This window comes from Paenibacillus sp. 01L418 (genome assembly GCF_056400045.1).
Genome location: NZ_JBFTSN010000006.1, coordinates 53,855 through 63,503, shown reverse-complemented (window position 1 = coordinate 63,503; position 9,649 = coordinate 53,855). Strand labels below are relative to the sequence as shown.

The window sequence follows — 9,649 nt, the reverse complement described above, 5'->3', positions numbered from 1 at the left end:
TCTACATGCTGCATGATCCCGTAACCATGACGAGTCTCTATAAGCGACAGCAAAATATAAAAAGCCGTTTCCGACATAGGCAAATAATTGCGAAGTAATTTCTCCATTGTGACTCGGCTCCTTTTGTGTGGAACTACTGAAAGTGTATATCACCCCATGTTATATCGCATCTCGATATATCATGATGTGATTGTATCACGACACGATATATAAGTAAATCATTCCCATGCAAAAAGAAGACCACTGCTCGTACGCAGTGGTCTTCTTTGTTACCATTTAGGCGTTGGTATACTGCTCGCCATTATGTTCCATCATTCACAACAAGCCCAAAAATCGTCGCCATTGTAATCGCCTGTGCAGGCGAGATGATGCAGCGCCGCAAATCCTCTAGCGACGCGCCTAAGCTGTTAAATTCACAGCTGCTAATATCGATGCCACCAAGCTTCGTCTGTGAAAGCTGCGCTTGATCGATATTTGTTTCATGCAGAAAGAAATTAGCTAATGTCATATTGGACATGTCCGCTTTGGCTAACGAGCTTTTGTCGAATTTAACGCCTTTGGCATTGGTGAAGCGCAGTACGGCATAATCCGCCACACATTGCTCGAACCTTACGTTGCGCAGCATTGAGCCTGTCAAATCCATGCCAAGCAGCTTGCAATTAAGGAATGTGACCCTATGAAATACCGCTTCACTTAGATCGATATTTGATAAATCGCAGTTGTCAAAACGAACATCGGTAAATTCCGCTTTTCGCAGGCTTGTCGCCCGAAACGATACGTTATTAAACACCACGCGATCAAAACAAGGCTTATAAGCCGATTGATTATGAACACCGCTGTCTTGAATGATGCTGTCGCTAATCTCAATCTCATCCGCCCATTCGTAATCAGGAACGTCTAAAGATTTCAATTCGCTTGCTATTTTAGGAGCTTCAATTTTCTCTTTTTTGCTGGACATAAGTATGAGGACCTGCCTTTATTATGAAATAAAATCTATACAACCTCAGCTTCTTTATATTATACACTTTCAAATCCTGATAGGACGAATTCGTTTTTTAAGCAACAAATCTTAAGGATGCGGATTGAACATTATGAAAAAACGGGTAATGAGTTGTATAGTTTGGCATCGCTAATGACTTCTTGTGCTCCCCCATCTATAATGTGAATAAATAAAGTATGCAATAAAGGGGGACTTCACTCCCTTTTTAGACGGAATAGAGGTGTGTTATGAAATACGAGATGTCGCTGGAGCAGCGCGATAACATAATGGGAACGCTCACGGAGGAGCAACGTCATTTTTTGCACCATGAGCTCGTTAGAGGCAGAAGAACGTTGTTCGCACGACAGCTTGCCCGAAAAAAATGCCAGTTCATTCCTGAGGATGCTGAATTCGAGGATATTGAATCGTTTATTGAAGAATGGGACTATATCGGGTTCACCGATAGCGGCGAAGTGTCTCCTCATACAAAATGTGAATGCGGCCGTTCCTTGCGCTACCAGCATCAGGTGCTTCATCTCCCTACCAATACGATTCGCTACTTCGGTATCGAGCATTTACAGCTGCATACCGGAATTGATGCGAAAGCGATATCGGATATTATGAAAGGCTTCGACATCCTCGATGGCGAGATGAATGAAATGTTATGCAAATATAGAGATGGCTGGCAGCTCGATCAGCATCTTTTTTTGCCGCTGCCATCTGAGCTTGAAGTACCTGCCGACATTCAAGCACATATCGATGCCAATCTTCCGCTGCTGGAGAGACAGCTGTCCCGTATCCGCAGAAGACTGCATGAACTGGACCTAGCGAGCAGGAAGAAGCGAATAGCAGCCGCTTTAACCTTCTATGATCAATCGTCTTCAGAAGACGATGAACAGCAAATACCGGAGACCCCGAACCTGCATAGCGACTTCCGTTCCGACAAGGACATCATGGAGAACAGCAAGCAGCCTGTTGACCCTCCAAAACATTCGCAAGGCTCCTTCGATTTTGGAGATAACGATGTAACGCAAGGCGTACTCAGCTTTGACAATTCCGATGATGGCCAAGGTGCATTTGTATTTGATGAGATCGAAAACAGTCAAGGCGCATTCGTCTTTGATGAGATTGAGGAGAGCCAAGGCGCGTTTGTGTTCGATGAGCCTCCGGTGAACCAAGATGCGTTTGCATTCGAGGAGGCTGGCAAAAAATTAGGTGCTGCCGCAATGCGAGAATCTGAGCTAAGCAGCTCGAATGCCAAAACTTCAAGTCCCTTTTATTTGTCACAGCCGGCTCAGCGTGTCGTTGATGATGCTCTCAAGTATGGACGTATCAGCACATTAGCGATCTCTAACTTCTTAATTGAACAGAAGCTTGTACAAGATATACGAATGTCTACCGGAAAACCTGGCATCTACATTGCAGTGGCAGCCTATTTGGACAAGCTTTCAGCTGCAGGCCAATGTGAGCTCGTGCTCGGCAATTCCGAGGATCGCGTTTATTCGAATTCGAAGAATTCATAATTGCTTTTTGTACCAAGCGTTCATCCAGCTTTCTTTCCAAATCGAATTTCTATTTTTGAGTCCACTCTATCGACCTCGTTTTTTGTGAGAGCTTGACCATCGATAAATCGAAAAGCATTGCTGCTTCATGGTCAAGCCTCTCCTCTATGGCAAAAACTCCGCGTAATCACTCATTTTTCTCTCGAATGAAATAATCAAATTCTCATGAATTATTAACGTCATATTTTACCATAATAATTAAAACTGCAACATAAACTTAATATTTTCCGTTTTTAAACTTGATAACAAAAATGACACCGAGGAGATTGATTACGATGAAAAAAAGATATTTTGCATTTATGCTTGTCATTGCATTAGGTTTGGTGCTGACGGCATGCTCAGGTTCAAACTCAAATTCAGGAGCTAACTCCAATACATCAGGCAACAAAGAAGAGCAGTTCGTAACAACAAAAACGACAAAAGAGATGGTTGACGGCATGTTGGCCAAAATTGAACAACCCGCGCTAGCAGAAATGACAGGCGACATGGTGAAACAAATGTATTACTTCGACCCATCTATTCTGGAAGATTATACAATTATGTCACCGTTAATGAACGTTAAAACAAATGAAATAGCTGTTTTCAAAGTGAAGGATGCTAAAGATATTGCTGCTGTTGAGGATGGAATCAAGAAACGTGCTGCGGATGTTCAAAAATCATTTGAAACTTATTTGCCGGATCAGTACGAAAACGCCAAAAACTACAAGCTTGTAGCGAAAGGCAATCACGTCTTTTTCGTCATTTCTGAACAAGCCGATAAATTTGTAACTGAATTCGATTCCTTCTTCGCTAAAAAATAAGCAATATGGTATTCAGCAGTCTACTTTTCCTATTTCTATTTCTGCCTGCTGTATTGCTGCTGTATTTCGTGTCTCCGTGGCGAATTAAAAACTTTGTTTTGTTCGCCACAAGCCTCGTATTCTACGCATGGGGCGAGCCCGTGTACATCGCAATTATGCTGCTCTCGACGGTTACTGACTACAGCTTCGGACTTGCTCTTAGCAACCCGAAGCGGAGCAGCCTGCAGCGGAAATGGATTGTCGTCGCCTCTGTCGTCGTAAACTTAACCTTGCTTGGTTACTTTAAATACGCTGATTTTCTCATTAACAATGTGAATGCACTATTAGGTACACAAATACCATTAACTGAACTGGCGTTGCCAATCGGTATCTCCTTTTATACTTTTCAATCGATGTCCTACATTATTGATGTTTATAGAGGTACAGCAAAGGCACAACGCAACTGGATTGATTTCGGTACGTTTGTCGCTTTGTTCCCTCAATTGGTCGCAGGACCAATCGTGCAATATTCTACAATTGCGGAGCAATTGCGCCATCGCACAGTGAACATCGAGCTGTTCGCTGAAGGCGTTAGACGATTTATTATCGGTTTAGCGAAAAAGGTGCTGCTCGCAAACAATATCGGACTGTTATGGAATACGATATCAAGCACAGGAGCAGATACGATGCCTGCCTTGACCGCTTGGCTCGGCATTATCGCCTTTGCCTTCCAAATTTATTTTGATTTCAGCGGTTACTCCGATATGGCCATAGGGCTTGGCTTGATGTTTGGCTTCCGGTTTAACGAAAACTTTAATCGTCCTTATACGGCGCAAAGCATTACTGATTTTTGGCGCCGCTGGCATATATCGCTTAGCACCTGGTTCCGCGACTATGTGTACATACCGCTTGGCGGTAACCGCAAAGGTCCTTGGATACAGCTTCGAAACATTATGATCGTATGGCTGCTGACCGGTATTTGGCATGGAGCCAGCTGGAACTTTTTGCTTTGGGGCTTATACTTCGGCGTCGTTCTTGTATTCGAGAAATGGTTCGGTCTAAAGCTGTTGCAGCGAATGCCAGCTTGGGTTAGGCATATGTATGCGCTGCTGCTTATTTTAATCGGTTGGGTATTCTTTGCCTTTGACGATTTAGGAAATATGGGTACTTACTTTGCTGCTATGTTTGGCGCCAATGACCAGCCATTATGGAACAATGAAACTTTCTATTTGTTGTACACAAATGCAATTTTACTCGTATTATTAGTGCTCGCATCCTTGCCTAAGCGCAAGCTCAAGGAAAACAGAAGTACGCGACCCGTTTTACAGCTTGGCTGGCATGCTTTGTTGTTCTTTATGTCCGTTGCTTACTTGGTTGATGCGACGTTTAACCCATTTCTTTACTTCCGTTTTTAATGTAAAAGGAGGCTGGCGGTTTTGAGCAAGAAGACGGACCACGTTTTTGTGTGGGGTTTCGTCGGTGTCCTATTTGCTATGTCGTTATTATTTTTTTTACTGCCCGTACAAGCATTCTCGGACGTTGAGAATCGCACGCTCCAGAAGTCACCTGAGCTGACTTGGGATAATCTTTGGTCTAAGAAGTTTGCCGATGATACGGAAAACTACGTAACCGATCATTTTCCTTTCCGAACCAACTGGGTATGGACGAAGTCTGTATTTGAGCAGCTTCGCCTGCAGCAGGAAAATAACGGCATCTACAAAGGCTCTGACGGCTATTTGTTCGAGAAATTTAATAAACCGAACGATAAAGATATAGAAGAATACACTGCTGCGGTGGAGAAGTTTGTACAAAACCATCCTAACGCCAACATCACCTTTATGCTTGCTCCGACCTCCATTGGCCTGTATCCAGAACGGCTGCCATGGCTGGCTGATGCTTACCCGCAAACGAAGGTAAACAGCTTTATTGCCGATCAGGTTAAAGGGAGCTTGTCGTTTATCGACGGATTCGAATTTCTGAAGCCTGAAGCCGGCAGCAGCAGACCGCTTTATTACAAAACAGACCACCACTGGACGACTTATGGCGCCTATCTAGCCTATGTTACTTACGCGGAGAAGATGGGCTGGACGCCAATGGCCGAGAAGGATTTCGACATCGAGACCGTTACCAACTCTTTTCTAGGCAGCTATCATACTCGCGGTCAGTTCAGCGGTTTAACACCTGATTCCATTGAAGCCTACAAAGCTAAAAACGGAATGAAAACAGACATGTACGTGGCTGATACGGACAAAACCTTTACGACCATGTATGATTCGAGCTATTTGGAAAAGAAGGATAAATACTCGTATTTTCTTGGCGGCGTGCACGCTTTAATGACGCTTCACAGCGAGCTTCCTCCGAAGCAAGCCGATAAGAAGAAGCTGCTTGTCATTAAAGATTCATATGCGCACAGCTTCCTCCCTTTCCTGACGCAACATGTCGAGGATATCCATGTGATCGACATTCGCTACAATAACGGCAATATTAGTGACTACATGGAAGCCAACGGGATTGAGGATGTCCTGCTGCTGTTTAATACAACGACCTTCATTGCGGAACGCAATTTATTGAAGCTGAAGTATTGATGGTGGGTGGAAGTTCAAACAATGGATTCGCAAAACAAAGGAGCAGCCGAGATGGCTGCTCCTTTGTTTTTTGGCGTTCCTATCTGAGGTAACTTAGCAGCTGCTAAGCCGTTTAACAGGAAATACTCCCGCTAATTAAAACGATTATTTGCTCTCAAAGCCACTAGATGGAAAAACTCCTGTTATTTTCAGCATATCCTCACCAAATGGGCCTATTTGACGAATATAGCAGGAGAATTTCCTGCTAATGGGGCAAAAAGCCATTTATTTATCGAATTAACGGGAGGTTTTCCTTTAAGCACTAACAAAAAATTCAATCCATAAATAATACATTTTGCTGTGGCTTTTTCCATCTCCCTGGTGTCTAATAAACGTGAAGACAGGGGGAGGTTCACTTGATGTCAGGGGCCCACGACAAATTCGAGGACATTTTCACGCTATATTACGATAGAATTAGAAGATTTCTCTCGCTGAAGGTCGACATTCAGACTGCAGAGGATTTAACACAGCTAACATTTATGAAGGCTATGGAGCACATCAATAGTTTTCGTGGTGATTCTAGTCTATTCACTTGGATATGCCATATTGCGAACAACAATTTAAAAAATGAACTCCGAAGAAAAGATCGTAATTGCGAAACCTATGTAGACTTAAACCACTTAGAAAATCGTTTTATATCTTTTGAATTCACCAAAAATGTAGAGATACGAATCGATATCACCTTAGCTTTAGAACAATTAAGCGAGATTGATCGTGAAATCATTTCGCTCCATTATGATGTCGGCTGCACTTTGAAAGAGGTGTCCGAGATTACTCAGATGAAATTAAGCGCAGTCAAAAATCGCCTGTACAGAGCTTTAGAAAAGTTAAGAAAAGAATTGCACAATGACGAGGAGGTTCGAAGCTTTATGTCTGTAATCGACTATATTACTGTTATTAGTAAAAATGAGCTTAAGGGTGCATCCGAGCAGGATAGCAAGGTGTATCAAGATATCATCAATCATCTGAAAACCAGCGTTGATCGTATTTGTACGCAATTAAGACATCAACCTTCAAAAAAAATATCAATAGAAATTTATCCAGATCTTCAATCCTTCCATCATGCGGTTGGTGAGCCAGATGCGCCCAATTGGTTTATGGGTGTAATTGAGAATAATACGATAAAAATTGCTTCTCCGCTCCATCCAGGTCCAGAACATACGTATCAATCCATTCTTAAATCAACACTCCATCTCTATACGATTTGGTTGGTGACAGATATTAACCCTGCCGCTCCAAAATGGTTATACCAAGGACTAGGCGGATACGAAGCTGGTCTCATGACAAAGGAATACATCGATTCTTCAATAGCAGAGCTTGTGAAACACAGCCAAATTCCTACTTTTGAGGATTTAGAAGATAACACATGGGAATTTGATGAAAAAAAGGGGTTTCAGTTTTCTTATACGCTCTCTGAATTTGTTTTACAACACTATGGCATTGACGCCCTTAATAAAATCATCAGAAATCCACTCGATTTTGAAGATGCATTCAACTGTTCTGCAGCAGAAATTCACAAGCTTTGGTCTCATACACTCAAAGCAAGGTTGAATTAACATTCCTAGTGAAATGAGCCTCACCAGAAAAAGGGAAATGAATTAAACGAAGCGAATCTAATGTTAGAATCCAAACGTTTGGAGGTATAACAAGTGAAAATGAACGCTAATTTCAATTTTTGCTGTCTGAAACCAAGAATGATCCGTCCTTATTCATTTTAAATTTAGGGAGGATCTATACATGAGTAAACAAAAAAGATTAATTATTATTGACGGTATTCCTGGCTCTGGAAAAACGACAACAGCTAAATCCATTTTAGATAAACTAAATTCAAAACAAGTAGCAGCAAGGTGTTTTTTAGAAGAGGAAGCACTACATCCCCTGCTCTTACAAGGACCGGAGTTCAGTTCTTTCACAAATGAAGCAGAAGCAGATCAGTTCATACAGCTTCTCACCACTCGTTATCTTGACTTTGTTCAAGCTGAGCTACACAGTGCCCATGAAGTCATTATTATTGAAAGTGTGTTTCTTCAAGACACCATTAGTGTCGCTCATCTCATGGGCATGGATAAACAGAAGCTTCTCGTTTTCTCTTCTTCCCTACAGCAGATACTGGCACCACTGGCACCTAGCCTTATTTACTATTATCAAGTGGATGTTGAGAAACAATGGCGGTTTATTTGCAGCGTAAGAGGAAATGAATGGGGTCCTGTCTCCCTGCATACAGATGAGGATTTCAAACAAGCTGCAGAGGTGTGGTCACGGAGTCAGTCCTTTGTCCGTGCAACTGTTAATGCGTGGGACATCCCAAAACTAATCATTGAGAATAAAGACTATCTCTGGGATGAATATCACCAGCAGATTAGTGAATTCATTGATTCGCTGCTTCCAGTTCATTAAATAAGCTCATCTAACCCCAAAAGAGGCTGTTCTAAAAGTAGATAAATCTACGTTTAGAACAGCCTCTACTTCATTTAAAGCAGCTATAGTTTAGAAGAACCTCTTCTTCCAGAAGATAACGGCAGTGACACTCGATAAAATAACGGAAATGGTCATCGCGATAAAAAAGGCATGAGGGTAATCCTGAAACGGAATTTTAACGTTCATCCCATAGAAGCTTGCGACCATCGTAGGCAGCGATAAAATAATCGTAATCGATGTCAAAAACTTCATAACAATATTCAGATTGTTGGAAATGACCGAAGCGAAAGCATCCATCATACCGCTTAATATCGTCGTATGCGTTTCAGACATTTCAATAGCCTGTTGGTTTTCTACAATGACATCCTCTAGCAATTCTTGGTCATCCTCATACATTTTCATGTATTTGCTTTTCAACATTTTCTGCATGACGATGTTGTTGGACTTTAATGAGGTTGTAAAATAGACCAAGCTTTTCTCCATATTCAATAAGGAAAATAGTTCTTTATTTTTCATCGACTGATGCAATTTTTTCTCTATTTCGTCTGTCATTTTAATAATTTGCTTAAGGTACTTCAAATATGAAGTCGCTATTAAATATAAAATTTGAAATGAAAACCTAGTTTTTTTGTACGTGTAAAATTGTTTTATTTTATTTTGTGCAAAAACGTGAAAAATCGGATTGTCTTTTAGACACACTGTAATAAAACAATCGTCCGCAATAATCATCCCTAGTGGAATCGTATCATACATGGGAATACCCTTGTCATCCGTCGAAACCAATGGCAGATTTACAACGATAAGCACATTGCTATTATCATTTTCAATCCTTGACCGTTCTTCTTCATCTAATGGATCCTTTATAAAATCCAAAGGAATTTGTGCTTTAGCAGCTACTAGATTCATTTCTTGCTCCGTTGGTGCTACAAGATTGACCCAGCATCCTGAAGTAATCTCATCCGTTTCTTTCAGTATTCCGTGCTCGTCAGTAATATAAATATTCAACATGGTTACAACCTCCTCAGATTAATGAGGAAGCCAGAAATGCCCCTGCCATACAAAAGAGTTGACCTTCAGTTCAGTAATCAATCTTCTGAAGATTGGTTTGTTCATGACTTCCCCCTGCAACAAGCTTGGCTCGGGTTCGGCGCTACTTCGACTATCCATTACAGAACTCAACTCCTTTTTTTCGCTATGGTTAAGCACGCTCATTATAATACGCCAAATAAATGAAAATGTCATGAAATTAAAAAAATCATAAAAAAAGATGGCCCGTGCTTGCAGGGA

General features: G+C 41.6%; 9 protein-coding genes and 1 pseudogene. 6 read left to right on the top strand and 4 right to left on the bottom strand.

Annotated features, from left to right (window positions below):
- A pseudogene (locus AC1DSE_RS01870) lies at nt 1–107 on the bottom strand (PadR family transcriptional regulator); the annotation flags it as partial.
- 194 nt (nt 108–301) lie between these two features.
- Nucleotides 302–958, bottom strand: coding sequence for a pentapeptide repeat-containing protein (locus tag AC1DSE_RS01865; protein WP_477527349.1), 657 nt, complete (start codon nt 956–958; stop codon nt 302–304).
- Nucleotides 959–1,227: 269 nt separating this feature from the next.
- Between AC1DSE_RS01865 and AC1DSE_RS01860 the strand changes: the two genes are divergently transcribed.
- From AC1DSE_RS01860 to AC1DSE_RS01835, 6 genes are all read left to right on the top strand, one after another.
- Entirely contained in the window at nt 1,228–2,502 is a 1,275-nt protein-coding gene (locus AC1DSE_RS01860; RefSeq protein ID WP_477509901.1) for a DUF3895 domain-containing protein, read from the top strand.
- Nucleotides 2,503–2,816: 314 nt separating this feature from the next.
- Nucleotides 2,817–3,341 carry a DUF4358 domain-containing protein gene (locus tag AC1DSE_RS01855; protein WP_477509902.1) on the top strand — a complete coding sequence of 175 codons (525 nt, stop codon included), beginning with the start codon at nt 2,817–2,819 and terminating at the stop codon, nt 3,339–3,341.
- Nucleotides 3,342–3,346: 5 nt separating this feature from the next.
- The gene (locus AC1DSE_RS01850; protein WP_477509903.1) at nt 3,347–4,735 is read left to right on the top strand and encodes an MBOAT family O-acyltransferase; all 1,389 of its coding nucleotides are present in this window, start codon (nt 3,347–3,349) and stop codon (nt 4,733–4,735) included.
- 21 nt (nt 4,736–4,756) lie between these two features.
- Complete coding sequence (locus tag AC1DSE_RS01845; RefSeq protein WP_477509904.1) at nt 4,757–5,905, top strand: DHHW family protein; 1,149 nt, start codon at nt 4,757–4,759, stop codon at nt 5,903–5,905.
- A gap of 398 nt (nt 5,906–6,303) precedes the next feature.
- Nucleotides 6,304–7,500 carry an RNA polymerase sigma factor gene (locus AC1DSE_RS01840; protein WP_477527348.1) on the top strand — a complete coding sequence of 399 codons (1,197 nt, stop codon included), beginning with the start codon at nt 6,304–6,306 and terminating at the stop codon, nt 7,498–7,500.
- A 181-nt stretch (nt 7,501–7,681) separates the two neighbouring features.
- Nucleotides 7,682–8,341 (top strand): P-loop NTPase family protein, encoded by a 660-nt coding sequence (locus AC1DSE_RS01835; protein WP_477509906.1) that lies wholly within the window; start codon nt 7,682–7,684, stop codon nt 8,339–8,341.
- A 90-nt stretch (nt 8,342–8,431) separates the two neighbouring features.
- Here AC1DSE_RS01835 and AC1DSE_RS01830 read toward each other — a convergent pair whose 3' ends face one another.
- On the bottom strand, nt 8,432–9,370 hold the full coding sequence (locus AC1DSE_RS01830) for a magnesium transporter CorA family protein (protein WP_076267332.1): 939 nt from the start codon (nt 9,368–9,370) through the stop codon (nt 8,432–8,434).
- Nucleotides 9,371–9,388: 18 nt separating this feature from the next.
- On the bottom strand, nt 9,389–9,529 hold the full coding sequence (locus AC1DSE_RS01825; RefSeq protein WP_179089775.1) for a hypothetical protein: 141 nt from the start codon (nt 9,527–9,529) through the stop codon (nt 9,389–9,391).
- Between the last annotated feature and the right edge of the window lie 120 nt (nt 9,530–9,649).

Bases quoted from the DNA above. Each gene is read 5' to 3' on its own strand.
- AC1DSE_RS01865 (WP_477527349.1), bottom strand. From the start codon at position 958: ATGTCCAGCAAAAAAGAGAAAATTGAAGCTCCTAAAATAGCAAGCGAA.
- AC1DSE_RS01860 (WP_477509901.1), top strand. From the start codon at position 1,228: ATGAAATACGAGATGTCGCTGGAGCAGCGCGATAACATAATGGGAACG.
- AC1DSE_RS01855 (WP_477509902.1), top strand. From the start codon at position 2,817: ATGAAAAAAAGATATTTTGCATTTATGCTTGTCATTGCATTAGGTTTG.
- AC1DSE_RS01850 (WP_477509903.1), top strand. From the start codon at position 3,347: ATGGTATTCAGCAGTCTACTTTTCCTATTTCTATTTCTGCCTGCTGTA.
- AC1DSE_RS01840 (WP_477527348.1), top strand. From the start codon at position 6,304: ATGTCAGGGGCCCACGACAAATTCGAGGACATTTTCACGCTATATTAC.
- AC1DSE_RS01835 (WP_477509906.1), top strand. From the start codon at position 7,682: ATGAGTAAACAAAAAAGATTAATTATTATTGACGGTATTCCTGGCTCT.
- AC1DSE_RS01830 (WP_076267332.1), bottom strand. From the start codon at position 9,370: ATGTTGAATATTTATATTACTGACGAGCACGGAATACTGAAAGAAACG.
- AC1DSE_RS01825 (WP_179089775.1), bottom strand. From the start codon at position 9,529: ATGGATAGTCGAAGTAGCGCCGAACCCGAGCCAAGCTTGTTGCAGGGG.